Origin of the sequence: Gottfriedia solisilvae (assembly GCF_002128405.1) — a bacterium.
In the GTDB taxonomy this organism is placed as follows: Bacteria; Bacillota; Bacilli; order Bacillales; family Bacillaceae_G; genus Gottfriedia; species Gottfriedia solisilvae.
In genome coordinates this window covers 52,416-73,190 of record NZ_NETJ01000005.1, presented here as the reverse complement: position 1 = coordinate 73,190, position 20,775 = coordinate 52,416, and the positions used below count along the sequence as shown (strand labels likewise).

The following is a 20,775-nucleotide window of genomic DNA, read 5'->3' as shown; positions in this document are numbered from 1 at the left end:
AACTAAGAATATAAAAAATAAACGCATGCTCTTTTATTAGAGGATGCGTTTTAAGTTTATAGATAAAGAAGTACTAAAACTCAGAGATTCAGACTGACTGAAAACGCTTGTCTTTCGAGGCGCAAGCCGGATGAGGAGCGGAGTTACCTTTGACGGTAATGAGCACCGCAAGCAGGCGAAGCAACGAAGAAAGCGAGCGTTTGGCAGTCAGTCTGAAAATGACTTATTTCCAAACTGTCTTATACTTTTTTCGATACTTAAGATCTTCTTCTTTTTCAATTAAATCCAATGCAAGATGTTTTATCTCTTCAATTCCTACCTCATCATATAAGTTTTTTAAACACTGAATGATATCAAAGCGAATTAAAGTACAATTTTTCTCTTCTTTGCAATTTATAAAACGATCTGATAAATGATGAATGACCATTTCTCTTTGTTCAGGACCAGCTAAACCCACTCTCCAAATCGTCTGCAAGGTATGCCTTGCCGTTACGAATTTTGGATCGTAAGTTACTTTCCAAATGTTAGGGAAATCATTTACGATTCTTTTTTCGGGATCACTAATTGCCAGGTTAGCAAGAAACTGTGCTGCTCTTGATCTTTGGTGGTTACCTTTATGCGTCAAATCTGCTTTTAATTTGTCCCACACTTCGTACGACCAATCTACCTTTTCTTTTGTAACTGAAATAATATAGTTAAATGCCTCAAATTGTAGATTCTTATCAGTAGAATCAAGATTCTCAAAATAAGTTTGAATAGTTGAATCCATCGACTTCACCCCATGGGAAACTTTATTATCATGATTTTTATAACCTCGTAAGAGATCCTGCGTATCTAAGTAGGTACTATCTTACCAAATAGTAAGAGCTGAAGAAAGATTTCACGAATTTTATTTTTCTTATAAGTGGTTTCGGTCAAATTGCTACTTGAAATTAGTTAATTTATTATTAAATACTCACTAACAAAAATGTGAAGTGAGCATAAAAAAAAAGACATTAGAATCACAATGACTCTATGTCTTAAAAAGATTTACGTTTCCCTATAGTTCCAGCCCTATAGAAATATATTTAACTTCTAAAAATTCTTCTATCCCAAAATGGCCGCCCTCTCTACCGAGTCCGCTTTCTTTATACCCTCCGAAAGGAACTTGAACAGCTGAAGGCAATGCATCATTTAATCCGATAATTCCGTACTCCAATGCTTCTGTTATTCTAAATGAACGGCTTAGGTTTTCCGTATACACATAAGCAGCTAGCCCATATACTGAATTATTGGCTCTTTCGATTACTTCTTCTTCAGTTTTAAACGTAGAGATTGGTGCAATTGGACCAAATATTTCTTCCTTCATACACGCCATATCATCTGTAATACCTGACAAAATCGTTGGTGCATAATAAAAGCCTTCTAACTCAGTTGGTTGTTCACCACTAAATACAACTTTACCTCCATTTTTAGTCGCATCATCAACTAACATTTTTACTTTTTCTAATGCATCGCGATCAATTAATGGTCCGATATCGATACCTTCATCTAATCCATTTCCTACCTTTAACTTTTCTAGCTCTTTCTTGAAAAGCACTGTAAATTCTTCAGCCACTTTTTCATGAACATAAATTCTGTTCGTACAAATGCAAGTTTGACCTGCATTTCGAAATTTTGACTGAACAAGACCTACTGCTGCTTTTTGCAAATTTGCGTCGTCCATGACAATAAAAGGTGCATTTCCACCAAGCTCCAATGAAACTTTTTTAACATTTTCCGCTGCGTTTCTCATGAGCGTTTTTCCGACTTCAGTTGATCCAGTAAAAGTAATCTTAGTTACTCTTGGATCTTTTAACCATGCTTCACCAATTTCTGAAGATTTACCAGTAACGACATTCAGTACACCTTTTGGTATCCCCGCTTCATGTGCTAATTCAGCTAGCTTTAATGCTGTTAGTGGTGTTTGCGTCGCTGGTTTAATAACTGTTGTACACCCTGCAGCAAGGGCGGGTGCTACTTTTCTTGTAATCATTGCAGCTGGAAAATTCCATGGCGTAATTGCGGCTACAACTCCAACTGGTTCTTTTCTTACCAAGATTCGCTTATTAGGCTGAGAGGCTGGAATCGTTTCACCATAAATTCTCTTTCCTTCTTCCGCGTACCAAGATATAAATCCATTAGCATAATCCATCTCTCCAAGTGCTTCCTTTAAAGGCTTTCCTTGTTCAAGCGTCATTAACTTAGCTAACTCTTCTTTGTTCTCATCAATTAGACGATGCCACTTCATCAGTAAATGTGATCGTTCTTCCGCCGTCTTTTTCGACCAAGTTTTAAAAGCTCTATGAGCAGCATCAACTGCTTGTTTTGCTTCAGTCGTACCACCAGTTGGAATTGCACCTATTACCATTCCAGTCGCTGGATTTGTCACTTTTGTAAATGAACCTTGCTCTTCGCCAACCCAACTCCCATCTATATACATTGGATAGATTTCGTATTTTTCTTTTATTTGGCTCATAGGTTTACCTCCAAATGTAATTCTGATGATAACACTGCTTCAACTGACTCTCCTAAAATATCAAGACCTTCTTCCAGTTGTTCATCAGTAATCGTTAATGGCATTAATAAGCGAATGACATTCCCAAATATTCCAGCACTTAATAGCATTAGTCCTCTACTATTTGCTTCCTTTACAATTTTCCCAACAGCTACTTTATCAGGTGTTTTATCAGTTTTATTTGTGACAATTTCCATCGCACACATTGCGCCGATGCCTCTAATATCACCAATTTGATCAAAACGCTGCGCCAATTGATGCATTTTCCTATTTACTTTATCTCCAATGATAACAGCTCGTTCATTTAAACCTTCATCTTCAATAATATCTAGAACAGCTAAGGCAGCCTGGCAACCAAGAGGACTTCCAGCGTAAGTGCCACCTAATTCCCCGCTCTCAGAAACATCCATTATCTCTTTTCTACCGATTACACCACTAATCGGTACGCCAGCACCCATAGATTTTGAGATGGTAATTAAGTCCGGCTCAATTCCAAAATGTTCGATTGCAAAGTATTTACCTGTTCTCGCAAAGCCCGTTTGTATTTCATCAGCAACAAATAAAATTCCATATTCTGTACAAATTTCTCTTACTCTTTTCACAAAGTTACGATCCGGAACAATAAAACCACCTTCGCCTTGGATTGGTTCCATTACAACGGCTGCAATAGTTTCAGGCGCAACTTCAGAAATAAGAAACTGTTCAAATTGTTCAATCATAAATTGACTATATTCCTTTTCGCTCAACTGATCTGGACGGCGATAAACGTATGGATACGGAGCCTTATAAATCTCAGGTGCAAATGGACCAAAACCATACTTATAAGGTTTGACCTTACTTGTCATCGTCATTGTCATCAAAGTTCTTCCATGAAACCCTCTAGTAAATGAAATGATTCCTTGTCGTTTTGTATACTTTCTCGCAATCTTCACTGCATTTTCTACTGCTTCTGCTCCACTATTAAAAAAAGCAACTTGTTTTTCAAAACTTCCAGGTGAAATCTCAGCTAAGCGTTCAGCAAGTTGAATATACGATTCATACATCATGACATTAAAACCAGTATGAATAAAATTCTCTGACTGATTTTGAAGCGCTCTAACTACTCTAGGATGAGAATGCCCCACATTTAAAGTTCCAATCGCACCCGCAAAATCAATGAATGTATTACCATCAATATCTTCTACAAGTGCTCCACTTGCACTCTTTACAAAGGTTTCACAATTATTACTAATCCCTTTTGGCACTGCTTTTTTTCTTCGTTCAAGTAACTCCATAGATTTTGGTCCAGGAATTGATGTTTGGATTTTAACGAATTTTCTTTTACTCATTTTTACACCATCCTATATATAGTCGGAGAATCAAAACTTTCTAGTCATTTAATTATTTAAGATTCTTTTTTAGTTATTATTTAAGTCACACTCATTAATCGGAACGATTTTAGTTCTTTTTATCAGTTTGTAACCGATCCAAAGTGCAAGAAAAAGAGGTAAACCAATATATGAAACAAGAACACCATTCCAGTCGATGGATTCTCCAGTAAATGCAGCATAGTTTTGTCCAAGAATGACAATCCCACATAGTGCAAACGCAAACAATGGTCCAAACGGATACCATTTAGCCTTATACGGTAAATCGTTTAAATCTCTCCCTTGCGCTACAAATGCTTTTCTAAAACGATAGTGACAGATCGCGATCCCGATCCACGCAATAAATCCAGACATTCCAGACGCATTTAATAGCCAAACATATACAACTCCGTCACCATATAAAGAAGCTAAAAATGCGATTGTTCCGACTGCAGAAGTTACAATCAAAGCATTAACTGGAATCCCGCGCTTATTTAATTTACCAAGAAATTTTGGTGCTTTATTTTGTCGAGCAAGGTCCCATAGCATTCTTGCCGAAGCATACATACCTGAGTTTCCTGCCGACAATACGGCAGTTAAGATCACTGCATTCATAATTGATGCTGCAAAAGCAATTCCAGCTTTATCAAATACTAAAGTGAAAGGACTAACAGCAACATCACCACTTGCTAAATTTTCATTTGTATAGGGAATTAATAGTCCAATTACAATAATCGATAAAACGTAAAATAAAAGAATGCGCCAAAATATTTGGCGAGCTGCACGAGGTATATTCTTATTTGGTTCTTCACTTTCTCCTGCCGCAACACCTAATAATTCTGTTCCTTGAAATGAAAAACCCGCTGCCATAAAAATTCCAAGTGTTGTCATAAATCCACCATGAAAAGGTGCATCACCAATCGTAAAATTTTTGAATCCGACCGCTTCTCCACCAATGATTCCAAAAATCATTAAGAAACCTGCAATTAAAAAAACGATTACTGTTACAACTTTTATTAATGAAAACCAGTATTCTGATTCCCCAAAACCTTTAACAGAGAGATAGTTTAATAGAAATATGATTGCTAAAAACAATCCACTCCATAGAATTGAAGACGTTTCTGGGAGCCAAAATTTCATAATCATTGTTACTGCCGCTAATTCAGCAGCGATTGTAATTGCCCAGTTATACCAGTAATTCCAACCAAGAGCAAAGCCAAGCGCAGGGTCTACGAATTTTGTTGCGTAAGTGCTAAACGATCCTGCGACTGGCATATATGTAGCCATTTCTGCAAGGCTTGTCATTAAAAAATACACCATTATTCCAATTGCGATATAAGATACGAGAACACCACCAGGTCCAGCGTTGTGAATGGCACCACCACTTGCTAAAAATAAACCAGTTCCGATTGTTCCACCTAGTGAAATCATTGTTAAATGTCGAGGCTTTAATCCTCGTTTTAACTCACCTGTCACCGATGATAATTGATTCTTAGATTCAAGGACTGTTAATGTACTAACTGAATTTTTCATTCCATTACCCCTTTTTCAGTCAACTTTTGAAACATAAGATTGAAATTGTTTCTTTTCATATCATCAATTATTCGTAAATATTAGGATTCTTTTATTAAACGACTTATGAAAACAACTATTTCCCTTTGTTTACCTCACTTATAAAACGCTTACAATTATTTTCATCTCTTAAATTATGATTCTATCTAGTCATCATTTAATTAGAGAAAAATCGGAAGCAGTTTGTCGCTTCCGATCCCCTATTTGGAGAAATCAAAATAATTTCTTTTTAATAATCTAGGCTGCTGCAATAATTCAATAAATTGTATTGTTTTCTCAAGCAACTTTGTATTAATTAGAAATAATTGCTCCTCAATTACGTTAACCGTTTCATCTGTTTGATACGTTATATAACATTCGTGACATTCAATACATGGTGTTTCCCGAATTTCAATTGCTTTTGTTCCGTCTGGAAGTTCCCAATATACAGTGTTTGTTGTCTCACTTATATTGACGGACTCGCACCATTGACATGTCTTCATTCAGCATCACCTTTTGCATTTGCACTTCCAACTAGTTCTTCATTACTTTGTACCTTAGTCATTTGTGCTTGGAATTTCTTTTCTTTTAATTCATCACGTTTTTCACGTTTATCTTTTAATGAAGCGTGTTCTGGATTCGTTGCATATGTTTTTCTAAGATCCATACGCTGCAACCCTTCAGGTACCAGATTGAATTTCGTTTCATTCATTAATCCTGCAATACCTGCATTAGAGCGTTTTTCATCCATATCAGGATAAATTTCTTTAAAATAAGCATCTGCTCTTCCTGGAACATAATTCTGTGGTTCTGGATACGTTGTGATAACGCCTTCAAAATTACGAAGAACTACCTTCTCTGCACTTTGTGAAATCATATAATTTGGCTGCAGGGAAATCTTTCCTCCTCCACCAGGTGCATCAACTACGAATGTTGGAACCGCATAGCCGGAAGTATGGCCACGTAGACCTTCCATAATTTCCAATCCTTTAGAAACAGGAGCACGGAAATGACCAATTCCTTCTGATAAATCGCACTGATAAATATAGTACGGGCGAACGCGAATTTTAACTAGATCATGCATTAGCTTTTTCATAATCGGTACACTATCGTTAATTCCTGCCAAGATAACCGCTTGATTCCCTAAAGGAACACCAGCATTTGCAAGCATTTCACATGCTCGTTTTGATTCTTCTGTGATTTCAATTGATGTATTAAAGTGTGTATTTAGCCAAACTGGGTGATATTTTTTTAAGATATTACAAAGATTCTCTGTAATACGTTGTGGGAACACAACAGGCGCCCTTGTCCCGATACGAATGATTTCCACGTGTGGAATTTCTCTTAAATTTTTCAAAATATATTCTAGGATATTATCATTAATTAATAAGCCGTCTCCACCAGAGATTAATACATCTCGAACTTGTGGCGTCTTACTAATATAATTAATAGCTGCATCAAGCTGCTTTTTTGGTACACCCATTCCGATTTGGCCAGAGAATCGGCGTCTTGTACAATAACGACAATACATTGAGCATTGGTTTGTTACTAAAAATAATACGCGATCTGGATACCTGTGAGTTAATCCTGGCACAGGAGAGTCCTCATCTTCATGTAATGGATCTTCTAAATCAAATCTTGTTTTGTTAATCTCTGAAGAAATAGGTACTGATTGCATACGAACCGGACAACGTGGATCATCTGGATTCATTAGAGAAGCATAGTATGGTGTAATGTTTAACGGAATCGTTTTTGTAGCAATTTTTACGCCATCTTCTTCTTCTGGTGTAATATTAATTACCTTTTTTAAGTCATCTAATGTCTTAATTGTGTTTGTTAGTTGCCAAACCCAATCATTCCACTGTTCTTCTGTAACGTCTTTCCACAAATCGATTTCTTTCCAATGTCTATTTGGAGCGTAAACTGCATTTACCATACGTACATCCCCTTTCGAATATTATAATTTTTATAAAGCAAGAGTCGTGCCAAAGTTTTACAAACTTTACATAAAAAAAATAATAAACTCTCGTTAACACTGAAAATTCTAACTATTCAAATGTTTTATTTTTTTTTCATACTTACGAAATCTTATTCAAATTTGATAAATCCGTTTTAAATATTCAACTAAACATAAAAAACCGCCTAAATTTAGGCGGCTTATTTTATCGTCAAAGTATAAAAAATGATGTTCAGATTAATCGAGGATACTTGCCTTTAGAAGCGTAAAACCTGATGTAGCTTGGCGTTACCATTGATTATAATGGCTCCGAATGCAGGTTAAGCAACAAGGAAATAACCGTTTTTTCAACAATCTAAAACTGCCTATATTTTGGCGGCTTATACAGTTATATTTAGTTTTTGTATCTTATACTGAAGCGTTTGTCGCGGTATTTCAAGCAGTACTGCAGCCTGCTGAATATTACCTTTCGTTTGAAGTAATGCTTGTTTAACGAGCGAAGCCTCCATTTCTTGCATCGCCATTCGTAATGGTTGTACTCCCTTTGTGTCAGTACTTTTTTTAATCTGTTGAAGTTGAATTGGCAGATGTTTGACTGTAAGCGTATGGCCCTCTGCCATAATCATCGCGTGCTCAATCGTATGCTTTAATTCGCGTACATTACCTGGCCAATTGTATTGATGAAATAACTCAAATACAGTATGTTCCACGTTTCTTACATTTTTTGAGAAGCGTTCATTAAACAACTCAACAAAGTGAGATGTTAATAACTCAATATCAAAATTTCGTTCTCGTAAAGGTGGAATGAACAATGAAAAAACATTTAAACGATAATACAAATCTGGTCGCATTGTTCCATTTTGGACACAATCTAAAGGAGATTCGTTAATCGCAGCAATGACCCGAACATTTACTTTTCGAGTCTTTTGATCGCCAATTCGTCGAACGACTCCATCCTCTAATACTCTTAATAACTTGGCTTGAAGCTCTAACGGCATAGAATTAAGCTCATCTAAAAATAATGTTCCTTCATCAGCCAACTCAAATAATCCTGCCCGGTCTAATGCACCAGTATAACTACCTTTTGTAGTCCCAAACAATATACTTTCTAACAATGATTCGGGTAAAGCTGCACAGTTTTGAGCAATAAAAGGATTTTGACAACGAATTGAACAATGATGAATCGACTGTACAAATAGTTCTTTTCCAGTTCCAGTTTCTCCAACAACAAGTACTGCTGAATCAGCATTAGCTACTTTCTCAACTTGCATTTTAACCTCTATTAAAGCTGCGTCATTAGTCAATATATCTGAAATGGTATAAGAATGAGCTTGTTTCGTTTTACCTTGTTTAGTTTGTGACTTCATACGAGCTTGTAAATCTAAAACCTTTTCTCCAAGCTTTTTAATCGTCGAATAGTCTTTTGCAATTTCAACAGCACCAATGAGATTATCATCTAGCATGATCGGAATCGTTGTATTAATTGTATCAATGAACTTGCCTTTTATGTTCTCATATCGCTGTGGCTGTTGTATAATTGGCTGCTTTGTCTCCAATACCTTGAGTAAGGTACTCGTTTCTTTCGTCAATGAAGGAAAGGCTTCAAGTACATGTTTCCCAAGAACATCTTCAACTGAAACGCCATCATTCTCGGCTGCAACTTGATTATAAAATATAGTCATTCCATTATTGTCGACAGCATGAATCGATTCATCGATACTGTTTAATATAGCACTAATCATTTCATTAGTTGGAATTGTTGAAATCATCATTCTCACCATCCTTTTACTGCCGAAAATTCAGCGCTATCATGCTCAATTTTCGGCAGTTATACATTAAGAGACTATTTCTGAAAGATCTTTGACCCAAATGTTCATGTCTTCTAATTTATCGTAAATATAACAATTATTTGTCATTCTTCCAGTATACATGTACCCTAACTGGTGGAAAGCAGCGTTCATACCATAAGATAATGAGCGTGCAATTGTATAGGAACAATAGATTGATTGACTTACTAAGTCCTGTTCTAACTTTTTCATTATTTCTTTCATCAAACCATGTTTTCTATGCTCTACTAACGTTGCACAATTTGTAAGCTCTGCATTTCTTTGTGCAAAATCAATTTCAGCAGATGCCGCACTTACAATGATTCCTTCTTTTTCGTAAACCCAATAAATTGTATCCTCATCCATTGTTTTCTCTACATATGCAGCTTCGTTTAATGGGGTTGGATAAACCTGAAAAACTTGACCATATAAATTCGCGAGTTTTTTTGCATCTTTTTTATCAGCTCTTCTGAGGTGATAACCTTCTGGAATGATTTTCTCTTTCAACTTATCGCTCTTAAGAACTGCCTCTAATATGTCATCACCTTGAGACCAATAAAGACTATTTCTTCTATCTAGGCTATTGTATTTTGTTACAAAAAACGCATCGCTTCCCTGAAAATAACCTTTCACTAAAGCTTCAATCATATAACCTTTCTGCAAAAAAGAATAGAGATGTTCTTTTCTTGTTTTAATGATTAATTTAGTATACTGATATTCTTTCGCTAGCTTTTCGATTCTCTCAATCAGGTTTGATACATTCCCTAAATAATAATCAATCCGAATTCTCTCATTGAAATGATCTAAAGCTCCCTCAAAATAAAAGTGCTCATGCTTCATTTTTATAATTTCATAATACTTTTTCGTTTTCATATACTCCCTCGCCTTCATGCTGTTCTTGTACCTTACACCAGTCTATTAATGTACAAGCAATAATCTCAGCAGCTAAAAACATTTGATCTAAATCAATGAATTCATCTGGATAATGAGCTACCTTTGTTTCTCCTGGTCCAAAGACAATCATAGGAATATCTAAAACTTGCGTAAACAGTCCTCCGTCTGTTCCCCACGGCGCTGCTTCGATGATTGGTTTTTGTTCTGTTATGTGATGGTAATTATGCAGTAAAGTTTTGACCAACTCATTGTCAGCCTCAACAGAACCTGGAACCCATCTTGCTCCAAACCACTCTACTTCTACTGGATGATCTAAAAACCATTCATCAAGATTTCCGAGATTTTCTATCCATCTCTCAAACTCTTTTTTAGCATCTTCCATTTTTTCATTAGGAGCCACGCCATATCTACCTTCTAAAGTGACAAGATCTGATACAGAGGATGGCCAAGTACCACCATTGATTGTACCTATGTTGATCGGAATTGGAATTGGTACACCATCGTACAATGGGTCATCAATTCGATCATTTCTTAACTGTTCAAGTTTTTGAATTTGCTGAATAACCAGCAAGCTTTTTTCAATGGCGCTTACGCCTTCATATCGAGTGCCGCCATGTGCTACTTTTCCTTTTACTTTCAATCTAAACCACATGGACCCTTGCTGCTTAATGAAAAACTTCATATTTGTCGGTTCAGGAATGATTACCCCATCTGCTTTATATCCGCGTAGGATTGCAGCTAAGGTTCCTGCACCGCCACTTTCTTCCTCGATCACACTTTGAAAATGAACATCACCTTTTAGCGTAATGCCGCTTTGTTTAATTGCTTCAATTGCTAATATGAGGGCCACATTACCGCCTTTCATATCAGTTGCTCCACGTCCATAAAGTTTATTGTCTTTTACAATTGCACCATAGGGTGGATATGTCCATTGTTGAATATTCCCTTCAGGAACAACATCAATATGTCCATTTAAAATCATAGACTTACCACCACTCGTACCCTTTAGTGTCGCTACAATATTTGGACTTCCATTGAAATTCTCTCTAGCGGAAATAAAATATGGATGATCCTTTAATTCTTCAATTGCCGGTTCCCATATATCTAAATCCAAATCAAGTTCTCTCAACTTTTCTACAACAATAGCTTGTGCTTTACTCTCATTTCCAGAAATGCTGTCTTCCTTTACTAACCGTTCTAATAGTTTGATAGTCTTATCTTTATTATTATTTATATAGTCTTGAATACTTTTTTTGTAATCCTTCAATGTACTCACCCTTTTCTACATAAATATTTTTAAATCTTCACTAATAACCAATTCTGTTCCGGTATTTTTTATTACATCATCAACAGTATATGGCTGCATTAATTCTTTAAGCACTAACTGATCGTTTTTAACCTCTATAACAGCCATTTCTGTAATAATTAAATCTACACAACGTTTAGATGTTAAAGGCAAACTACATTCTTTTACGATTTTCGGATTTCCCGCTTTATCTGTATGATTCATAACAACGATTACTCTCTTCGCCTTTTGTGCCAAGTCCATCGCTCCACCTATTCCTGGAACCCTTTTACCTGGTACAATCCAATTTGCCAAGTCACCTTTTTCACTCACCTGTAAAGCACCTAATACTGTTAAATCCAGTAAACCTCTACGAATCATTCCAAATGCAGTCGCACTGTCAAAATAACTAGCACCGTCCAAAATCGTAATTGGAAAACCACCCGCGTTACAAAGATTCTCGTCTTCATTTCCTTTTTCCGGACTTGGCCCTATTCCAACTACGCCGTTTTCCGCATGAAACATAACGTGAACATCATCAGGTAAATGATCTGGAACAAGTGATGGGATTCCAATTCCTAAATTAACAATCATGCCATTATGAATTTCCTGTGCAGCTCGTTTTGCAATTTTTTGACGAAAGTCTATTCCCACGCCCATTTCCAGTTCACTCCCTCTGATTGAATAATATAGTTTACAAATACACCAGGTGTAATGATTTCCTCTGGGTTTAATGAGCCAAGAGGAACAATTTCTTCAGCTTCTACAATTGTTATTTCTCCTGCCGTAGCCATATGTGGGTTCATATTCCTAGCACTCTTATCAAAAACTAGATTACCGAACGGATCAGCTTTCTTTGCAAAAATAATACTAACCTCAGCAGTTAACGCTTCTTCAATCAGAAATTGCTTACCTTTTACAGTTACTTTTTCTTTCCCATTTTCTACAATACTGTCTAGACCAACATCCACTAAAACGCCTCCAAGACCCATTCCTCCTGCTCGAATGCGCTCCGCTAATGTGCCTTGTGGTGAAAATTCAACATCTAACTTACCTTCTGTCATCAACTTCCCGGCAAAAGGATTAGAACCTATATGTGATGTAACGAGTGATTTCACTCTTTCATTACGCACCATTCGCCCAATACCGATATCTGGAAAACCAGCATCGTTACAAATTACATTAATATCTTTTACTTCACTTTCTAATAATCCTTGAAGTAAGGATGGAGGTGAGCCTACTCCTCCAAATCCACCAACCATTATTGTCATATCATCATGGAAATATTGAAGGATTTGGTCAATTGTTGTGATCTTTTTATACGTATTTTCTACTAGTTTCATCTTATTCCCCCTTAGTTGCATAGGTTAAACCCGATTGTTTTGCTTCCAATTCATATAAACTCTCGGAAAGAATCTGAAGTAGTTCATCAATTTCTTCATAGGTTATCGTTAATGGTGGAGCAATCATAAAGGCTGAATCTTCTTTTCCATTTCTTCCTGCAACCGATGGATAAAGAAGCAAACCTTTATTGCTTGCATTTTGAATGAAAGAACTTGATTTCACGTTACCTTCCAATTCAACTCCAATTAATAAACCTTTTCCTCTTACATCACCGATTATTGAAGAATTCGCCTGTAAAGCTTCAAGTTTCTTTTTAAGATAATCTCCCTTTTCCTCAGCCGCTTTCACTAGATTATGTTTCTCGACATATTCGATGACAGCCAGTGAAACAGCTGCAGACAGTGGATTTGCACTAAATGTATGACCGCTCATAACCAGCTTTGAACCTTTCATAATAGGCTCGATCACTCTATCACTCGCAATTGTGGCAGCCATAGGCGTATATCCAGATGTCATTCCTTTCCCAAGTGTGACGATATCTGGTTGAACTCCCCAATGCTCCATCGCAAACATTTTTCCAGTACGACCAATTCCAGTCATCACTTCGTCAGCAATAAATAAAATATCATTCTTTTCACAAATCTCTTTTACTCTTTGATAATATCCATGTGGTGGAACTATTGCTCCTCCGGCAGCCCCAATAATTGGTTCAGCAATAAAAGCTGCAATATGCTCAGAACCAATCCTATTAATCGCTGTTTCCAACTCAGATGCACAAGCAGTATCACATGAAGGAAAAGCTAAATTAAGAGGACAACGATAACAGTATGGTGGTGAAACGGATGGATAATCTTCCAACATAGGAACAAATCTTTGGCGTCGTAAAGGGTGCCCTGACATTGATAAAGCCCCAATTGTAATGCCATGATAGCTCATCCAGCGTGAAAGGATTTTGTTTTTCCCTTTTATACCTTTTTCTTGAAAATGTTGAATTGCAAGTTTCATAGCTGTTTCAGTTGCTTCCGTACCGCTGTTCACAAAAAAAGTCCAGTTCAAATCACCTTGCGTGATATCACTTATTTTTTTAGCAAGCTTCTCAGCAGCTTCACTCGTAAACTGAGATCGGTAAACAAAGGATACTTGTCTTGCTTGCTCAGTCATAACGTCAATGATTTCATTGACTCCGTGTCCAATACCTACTGTAATTGCACCGGACGAACCATCGATGTACCGTTTTCCCTCTTTATCAAACAAGTACACGCCCTTCCCATGAGAGATCATAGGATAATGTTGACCAAGTAATGGTTTGATTAAATAGTCTCGATTCATCATTCCCCACCCTTTCACTAAATTCCCCAATATAATGAAATAAGCCAAACTAGAAAACCATAAATTTTTAAGAGAGGCTTATTTTAGTATTCTTGTTATCTAAATATCTTCCTCTATATTTTTTAAAACGCTTACAAAACTAGTTCTCAAATATACAACAAATTAATATATCAAAATAAAACTTCCTGAATTGATATGATGAGAAAATAAAATAAAAAAAGGAAAAGATTTAGGTTCCAGTATATCCCACTTTCTTTTCCTATTTCATAGAATTATTTACTTAAAGACTCTGTTAAAAAAAGGATGTTGATTTCTGATTTCCATTCCAAGTACTTCGCTTTCCAAATTACTCTCTAACCGGCTATTCTCTTTTCATACACTTATTATATTTAACTAAAATTAACAATTAATATAAACAAGGCCTATTAAAAAAAGCACCTATATCCATAAGCTCAAAGAAGCAAATATTCCCTTCTCTTAAACCAACTTCCCACTTTTTCATGAATAAAAATGATAATATCCTTCGAATTAATATCATTGTTATTGTTAATTTTTTTACTACTGAAAATGCTATTTCAATAAAATTATTTTTTTTACCTAATAGAGATCGTACTAATCTGTTCTCTAGAGTGAACAACTAACTACCTTACCGTTAATTTTAGAAAGACAGATTTGTCACATTAATAAACTCTTGTACTAAGTTGTGCCAAGAAGATGACACAACCATTAATTAGTAAGTGAACCTCTTAATCGTTTCTTTTAGTTCCTCTGCCTGAGACACTAATTCTTCAGCTAAATTATTAACATCCTGAATAAAACTTGTTTGCTCTTTTGCCGCAGCTGCAACTTCTAATGCGCCAGTTGATGTCTCTTTTGCGATCGCAGTTACTTCTTGCGATTGTCCTACTGTTTGTTCAATATGATTAAATTGCTGTTCAACAAGTGAAACGATATATGTTACGGCTTGAACAACTTCATCGATAGAATTCGTCATCGTAAGAATAGCTGTATTTGTTTCATTTCCTTTATGAGCTTCTTCGTTTGCTAACTTTACTTGAAGAGAGATTAATTCAACTACATTCTTTACTTCATGTTGAATATTTAAAATTAAATTTGTAATCCCTTGAACAGCTTCTGCACTTTGATCTGCTAACTTACGAACTTCCTCCGCAACAACGGCAAATCCTCGACCATGTTCTCCAGCACGCGCGGCTTCAATTGAGGCATTTAATGCTAATAGATTTGTTTGAGCTGCGATTTCACCTACGAAACCAATAATTTTCTCAACTTCCTTTGTATGTTTTTCTAACTGTTTTACAGAGTGTAGTGATTCCTCACTGCTTTTTTCCATCTCACGCACATCACTGACAAGTGAGTGTACAATTGCTTTACAATGATTTAATGTATTTACCATTTCAGTAGACAACTTTTCAGATTTGCGAGCTTTTTCCTGCACTTCGTTGGCAATTAACAAAACATCCTCTACAGAATTTGCCGTTGCTTGCATTGCATTGGCAGAGTAATCTGTTCCATTTGAAATCTCAGAAATAGTAAGCTTAATATTTCTTGATTGCTCAACCGCTGTATTTGCCCCCTCTGTCATTAGTAGGACCTTTTCCTTCGTACTTTCAAAATTCATATCAATATTACTTACAATATCTCGTATATTACGTTGCATTTCATTAAATGCTAGACTAAGAGACCGAATTTCATCATCAGTTTTGGGTACTGGAGCGTCTTCCCCAATCTCTCCTTTTGCAGCCTTAGTTACAGCCGACTCTAGTAATTGCAACGGCTTCGTGATAAATCGTGTAGCTGCAAAATAAGCTAATACACCCGACCAAAAAACCCCTAATATCAATGTTAATACCATGAAAATTTGCTCACTGACGAAACTTGAAACATATTCATATAAAAAGTAAATGAAAAATCCACTTATTGAATATGTAATAATTGCAAGAATCGTCGTAAACATAGCTAGCCTTTTATTCAAACTTAATTTGTATTTTTTTCTCTCAACCATGCAAAATCATCCCCTAATTTTAACAAGTTCAATTACTATTGATATCAATTGAATCTAACTAAAGTTCACTTTGCGGAAGTCAGCTATTCAAGTGGTATTGAAAAAGAAATCACTGTGCCTTGTTCAGGCGCAGAACAAATTTCGAGAAAACCACCAATACTTCTTGCTCGTTCTTCCATACTAAATAATCCAACTCCAGTTCGGTCCAAATGTGGTGTAAAACCTTTTCCAAAATCTGTAATACGGCCATGTAATTTTTGCTCATCTTCCCATATTTCAACAATTGCTTCAGATACATTTGCATATTTACCGATATTCGTTAACGCTTCTTGAACTATCCGATAAAGTGCAGTTTCCACACTCGGTTCCAATCGTTTACGAAGTTTACACTCAAATTTCACTTGTATATCATAGTACTGTTTGAAATTATCTATATATGTTCTGATAGCAGGAATAGCCCCAAAATCATCAAGTACTGACGGTCGTAAATTCCAAGCGAGACCTCTCACTTCTCCAATGATTTCAGTAACTGTATTTCTAAGATTAATAAGTTCTGTAGGTTTCACTTCACTATCATCGATTAACCGATCCAATTGAATCGTAAGCCCAAATAAACTTTGTCCGATTCCATCGTGAATTTCACTCGAAAATCGCTTCCTTTCCTCCTCTTGAATATACATAAGACGATTTACCATTCGTTTTATCTCTTCTTCAGCTTCCTTTAAGGCTGTAACCTCATTACGAATCGCTAAATATTGATAAGGCTTTCCATTTTCATCTAAAAAAGGCATGATCGTAGTGTTTACCCAATAAAAGGTATTATCTTTTGCTCTGTTTTTGATGTCACCATGCCAAACCTGTCCCGAGCTAATTGTTTTCCATAGATCCATAAAAAAACTTTTTGAATGATACCCTGAACTAATTAAGCGGTGATTTTGACCTATCAACTCATCTCTCGTATATTTCGTAATTTCGCATGTTTTTTCATTTACATACTGAATGATTCCACGATGATCAGTTACTACTACAATTGATGATTCATCAAGTGCAATTTTTACATCAGTCAATTGTTTGAGTATTTGTTTTAAAGTATTGCGAAATGATGGGTCGTCGATATAATCGTCAATTAGAGAAAAGTTGTCTTTTGTGATTTGTTCAATGATTTTAGAATGATAATGTAAACTAACATTATTCAAAGTCAAGCAACCCCTTTTGTAAGGCATAGCGCACGATATCTGGCCTTGAACGAAGTCCAATCTTTTCCATAAGATTGCTTTTATGAGTTTCAACAGTTTTAACGCTGATGACAAGTTGTTCAGCAATGTCTTTATTGGAATATCCTCTAGCGATCCACACTAATATTTCTTTCTCGCGTTCAGATAAAATTTCGTAAGAACTTGTATGTCCCTCTTGCTGCATCTTTACTAAATACTCATTCATTAATCGTTTTGTTGCAGCTGGGGTTAAATAAGCGTTTCCTGTATATATTAATTGGATTGCAGTCAGCAGTTCTTCATGGGGAGCACTTTTTAAAATATATCCAGAAGCACCTGCCTGTATTGCTCTGAACAAGTATTCATCACTATCATGCATCGTCAAAATTAGTATTCTAGTTTCTGGTAAATATTCTTTTAAAATTCTAGTTGCCGTTATTCCGTCTTTTCCTTTTGGCATGCTTAAATCCATTAACACAATATCAGGTGTTAACTCCTTTGCTTTTTGAATGGCCTCATCACCATCTGCAGCAACTCCTACGATTGAGATTCCATTTTTCTCATGTAGCAGAAGCTCTAGTCCAGTTCGTACAACAATATGATCATCTACAAGCAGCACACGTATCAAAGTGACCCCTCCTTCATTGCATTCAATTAGTCCTATATTCCTGTATCTTACTTTATTCACTACAATACATCGGGCAAATTGATGAAATTTTCAAGATTACTATACTCCTAAAAAAATTGACAGTCTAGTTGATTATAAAAAATTGGGACTTCTATCTGATTTTGATTTCGCTTAATTGGACAAACACTACTTTTGAATCAATAAGAACCCTCTTACTTCTAAGGGAATATCAGATAATTTGTTAGGGATTTTTTCCAATTAACATCAGAGTATCCCCTAATTATTACGCTTTGATATTTAAAGTACACTTACATTAAAGGCGGAAAATCTTAATATTAGTGGTCATTTCAACTGTTTTATGATGGGACGAAGAAATGAGACTGAGATTAAGAAAACGATGAATAAACGGGGGAATAAAATTGGGACTTAAAAATCAGGAAAAAGAAAAGGATCCGCAATTAAAAGGAACATTAATTAGCGTTTTTGGAATTGGTATATTCATTTTTCTACTTTGGTTTGGATTCTACGCATTTTATTTACAACGTTAATTTGAAAGAGGTGTTAAGATGCATTTACATAAATACGAAAAAATTTGGTTAATCTTTGGCATAGCCTCCTTAGTGTTATTTCTAACAATCATAGCAATAACCGCCTTTGGATTTCACCATCACCCTGCAACAGGTATGGACTTAATTGACCCAAACAAAGTGAAGGAAACCGCTCCCTTCGATCATCCAGGTGTAAATAAACTAAACGATGATACGTATGAGGTTGTATTAATTGGTAAAACATTTGGATATGAACCTACTAAACTACAAGTTCCAGTAGGTAAAAAAATTGTTTTTAAGTTGACGAGTACAGATGTTATTCATAGCTTTTCAATTGTTCATACAAACGTAAATATGATGGTTGTGCCAGGACGAATTAATACAAAAGAATATACGTTTAAAAAAACTGGCAACTACTTAGTACTTTGCAATGAATATTGCGGGGCTGGACATCAATTTATGCAAACTACGATTGAGGTGGTAAAAGGTGAATAATAGGATCAATAAAAAAGACTCAAAATTAGCTTTAACAAATATTATAGTCGCCTATATTGCTTTTTTAATAGGTACATTCTGTGGACTATTACAAGTGTTTATAAGAAATAAAGCACTAGAATTACCGTCTTGGCTAGACTACTATCAAGTTTTAACTGCTCACGGCGTATTACTCGCATTAGTATTTACTACTTACTTTATTTTCGGATTCCTCATTACAGGAATGAGTAAAACTTTAGGTGAGTTCGGCCCAAAGGTGCGTTTATTTTCCTGGATAGGATTTATCGTTATGACAGTCGGTACACTGCTTGCTGTTGTTATGATCTTATCTGGAGAGGCTTCCGTTTTATATACTTTCTACGCTCCATTACAAGCAAGTGGATGGTTCTATGTAGCATTAGCTCTTTTTGTAGTTGGTACATGGATTAACGGATTCTCGTTAATTGGACATTATATTGTTTGGAAGAAGAAACATAAAGGAAGTTTAAGTCCATTATTTGCTTTTATGACGATTGCTACGATTGTTCTTTGGGTAATTGCTAGTTTAGGAGTAGCCGTCACTGTACTATTCCAATTCATCCCTTGGGCATTTGGTTTGGTTGACACAATTAATGTCGAGTTAAGCCGATCACTTTTTTGGTATTTTGGTCATCCTCTAGTTTATTTCTGGCTTTTACCTGCATACATGGCATGGTATGTCATTGTTCCAAAAATTATTGGTGGAAAAGTGTTTAGTGATTCACTTGCAAGATTGTCCTTTATTCTATTTTTATTATTTTCAATTCCGGTTGGCTTCCACCATCAATTACAAGAGCCTGGAATTTCAAGTTTTTGGAAATTTTTACAGACCGTCCTGACGTTTATGGTTATTATCCCATCTTTAATGACAGCATTTTCAATGTTTGCAACATTTGAGACAACAGGAAGAAAAAAAGGTGGTACCGGCTTATTCGGTTGGTTTTTTAAACTACCTTGGAAAGACGTTCGTTTTACTTCTATATTTATAGCTATGTTTTTCTTTATTCCTGGAGGAGCAGGTGGAATCATCAATGCAAGCTTCTCATTAAATGAGATCATTCATAATACACTTTGGGTTGTTGGCCATTTTCATATAACGGTCGGAACTCCTGTAGCAATGACTTTTTTTGGTTTAACATTTTGGTTAATCCCTTATCTAACGGAAAGAAAACTAACAAAAGTTGTTCAAAAATTAGCCTTTATTCAAATCATTACATGGTCTATTGGTATGTTATTAATGTCAACAGCAATGCATATTTTAGGACTTTTAGGTGCTCCTCGCCGAACAGCGTATACCGACTATGCAAATCACCCAGCTACTCTTGAATGGTTTAACGGTATTTTATCAAATCATGTAACAGTTGCTATTGGTGGGTCAATATTATTTCTATCTGCTATGTTACTAATCATCATTGTTTTGCAATCATTATTTACTTCACCAAAAGCAGTGACAAAAGAAGATTTCGTCGAATTTCCGATTGCTGAAAGTGATGTAGAAAATACACCTAAAATATTAGAAAATTGGTGGCTATGGATTGGAATCGCACTAGTTTTAATCGTAATTGCCTATTCTATTCCTTTAGGAAATATGCTGCAACACCATCATCATACACCAACAGGTTCTGAAGGATTTAAAACTTGGTAGGAGCTGATCTTATGTTCGTTTTGACATTTTCTTTAATATTAGTGACATCTATTTGTATCACCATATGGATTGAAATTGATATGATTGAAGAATAATTAGAAAAAGGCACGTTCATTAAAGAACGATGCCTTTTTTC

The 20,775-nt window shown here is 35.7% G+C and carries 18 protein-coding genes; 3 read left to right on the top strand and 15 right to left on the bottom strand.

Annotation, left to right across the window (positions count from 1 at the left end; genetic code table 11):
* Positions 1-223: 223 nt before the first annotated feature.
* The 15 genes from CAB05_RS16595 to CAB05_RS16520 all read right to left on the bottom strand — a co-directional run bounded on the left by CAB05_RS16595 (position 224) and on the right by CAB05_RS16520 (position 17,933).
* Complete coding sequence (locus CAB05_RS16595; protein WP_088001874.1) at positions 224-769, bottom strand: hypothetical protein; 546 nt, start codon at positions 767-769, stop codon at positions 224-226.
* 270 nt (positions 770-1,039) lie between these two features.
* The gene (locus tag CAB05_RS16590) at positions 1,040-2,461 is read right to left on the bottom strand and encodes an NAD-dependent succinate-semialdehyde dehydrogenase (RefSeq protein WP_142283124.1); all 1,422 of its coding nucleotides are present in this window, start codon (positions 2,459-2,461) and stop codon (positions 1,040-1,042) included.
* A 32-nt stretch (positions 2,462-2,493) separates the two neighbouring features.
* A complete protein-coding gene (gabT, locus tag CAB05_RS16585; RefSeq protein WP_088001870.1) occupies positions 2,494-3,864 on the bottom strand; it encodes a 4-aminobutyrate--2-oxoglutarate transaminase in 1,371 nt (456 codons plus the stop codon).
* Between the two features lie 69 nt (positions 3,865-3,933).
* Positions 3,934-5,415, bottom strand: a complete 1,482-nt coding sequence (locus CAB05_RS16580; RefSeq protein ID WP_088001867.1) for an amino acid permease — start codon at positions 5,413-5,415, stop codon at positions 3,934-3,936.
* Positions 5,416-5,654: 239 nt separating this feature from the next.
* Positions 5,655-5,936, bottom strand: a complete 282-nt coding sequence (locus CAB05_RS16575; protein ID WP_088001865.1) for a YokU family protein — start codon at positions 5,934-5,936, stop codon at positions 5,655-5,657.
* Positions 5,933-7,369 carry a lysine 2,3-aminomutase gene (gene kamA / locus CAB05_RS16570; protein ID WP_088001863.1) on the bottom strand — a complete coding sequence of 479 codons (1,437 nt, stop codon included), beginning with the start codon at positions 7,367-7,369 and terminating at the stop codon, positions 5,933-5,935. The genes CAB05_RS16575 and kamA overlap by 4 nt, the downstream gene beginning before the upstream one ends.
* A gap of 401 nt (positions 7,370-7,770) precedes the next feature.
* Complete coding sequence (locus CAB05_RS16565; protein ID WP_280527181.1) at positions 7,771-9,156, bottom strand: sigma-54 interaction domain-containing protein; 1,386 nt, start codon at positions 9,154-9,156, stop codon at positions 7,771-7,773.
* 69 nt (positions 9,157-9,225) lie between these two features.
* Complete coding sequence (gene ablB / locus CAB05_RS16560; protein WP_088001859.1) at positions 9,226-10,089, bottom strand: putative beta-lysine N-acetyltransferase; 864 nt, start codon at positions 10,087-10,089, stop codon at positions 9,226-9,228.
* Positions 10,067-11,377 carry a peptidase gene (locus tag CAB05_RS16555; protein ID WP_088001857.1) on the bottom strand — a complete coding sequence of 437 codons (1,311 nt, stop codon included), beginning with the start codon at positions 11,375-11,377 and terminating at the stop codon, positions 10,067-10,069. Before CAB05_RS16555 ends, ablB begins: the two co-directional genes overlap by 23 nt.
* Before the next feature lie 15 nt (positions 11,378-11,392).
* Complete coding sequence (locus CAB05_RS16550) at positions 11,393-12,055, bottom strand: 3-oxoacid CoA-transferase subunit B (RefSeq protein ID WP_088001854.1); 663 nt, start codon at positions 12,053-12,055, stop codon at positions 11,393-11,395.
* A complete protein-coding gene (locus tag CAB05_RS16545) occupies positions 12,040-12,738 on the bottom strand; it encodes a CoA transferase subunit A (protein ID WP_088001852.1) in 699 nt (232 codons plus the stop codon). The genes CAB05_RS16550 and CAB05_RS16545 overlap by 16 nt, the downstream gene beginning before the upstream one ends.
* 1 nt (position 12,739) lies before the next feature.
* Positions 12,740-14,068 (bottom strand): aspartate aminotransferase family protein, encoded by a 1,329-nt coding sequence (locus CAB05_RS16540; RefSeq protein ID WP_088001850.1) that lies wholly within the window; start codon positions 14,066-14,068, stop codon positions 12,740-12,742.
* A 730-nt stretch (positions 14,069-14,798) separates the two neighbouring features.
* Positions 14,799-16,091 carry a methyl-accepting chemotaxis protein gene (locus CAB05_RS16530; RefSeq protein ID WP_088001846.1) on the bottom strand — a complete coding sequence of 431 codons (1,293 nt, stop codon included), beginning with the start codon at positions 16,089-16,091 and terminating at the stop codon, positions 14,799-14,801.
* Between the two features lie 83 nt (positions 16,092-16,174).
* Positions 16,175-17,287 (bottom strand): PAS domain-containing sensor histidine kinase, encoded by a 1,113-nt coding sequence (locus CAB05_RS16525; RefSeq protein ID WP_235821544.1) that lies wholly within the window; start codon positions 17,285-17,287, stop codon positions 16,175-16,177.
* A complete protein-coding gene (locus CAB05_RS16520) occupies positions 17,280-17,933 on the bottom strand; it encodes a response regulator transcription factor (protein ID WP_088001844.1) in 654 nt (217 codons plus the stop codon). The genes CAB05_RS16525 and CAB05_RS16520 overlap by 8 nt, the downstream gene beginning before the upstream one ends.
* Positions 17,934-18,352: 419 nt before the next feature.
* Between CAB05_RS16520 and CAB05_RS16515 the strand changes: the two genes are divergently transcribed.
* From CAB05_RS16515 to CAB05_RS16505, 3 genes are read left to right on the top strand one after another with little or no spacing between them, the layout of a single operon-like run.
* Complete coding sequence (locus tag CAB05_RS16515) at positions 18,353-18,481, top strand: cytochrome C oxidase subunit II (protein WP_088001843.1); 129 nt, start codon at positions 18,353-18,355, stop codon at positions 18,479-18,481.
* Positions 18,482-18,499: 18 nt separating this feature from the next.
* Positions 18,500-18,976: a cytochrome c oxidase subunit II gene (locus CAB05_RS16510; RefSeq protein ID WP_088001842.1), complete on the top strand. Its 477-nt coding sequence runs from the start codon at positions 18,500-18,502 to the stop codon at positions 18,974-18,976.
* Entirely contained in the window at positions 18,969-20,639 is a 1,671-nt protein-coding gene (locus CAB05_RS16505) for a b(o/a)3-type cytochrome-c oxidase subunit 1 (RefSeq protein WP_213087743.1), read from the top strand. Before CAB05_RS16510 ends, CAB05_RS16505 begins: the two co-directional genes overlap by 8 nt.
* The last annotated feature ends 136 nt before the right edge of the window (positions 20,640-20,775 follow it).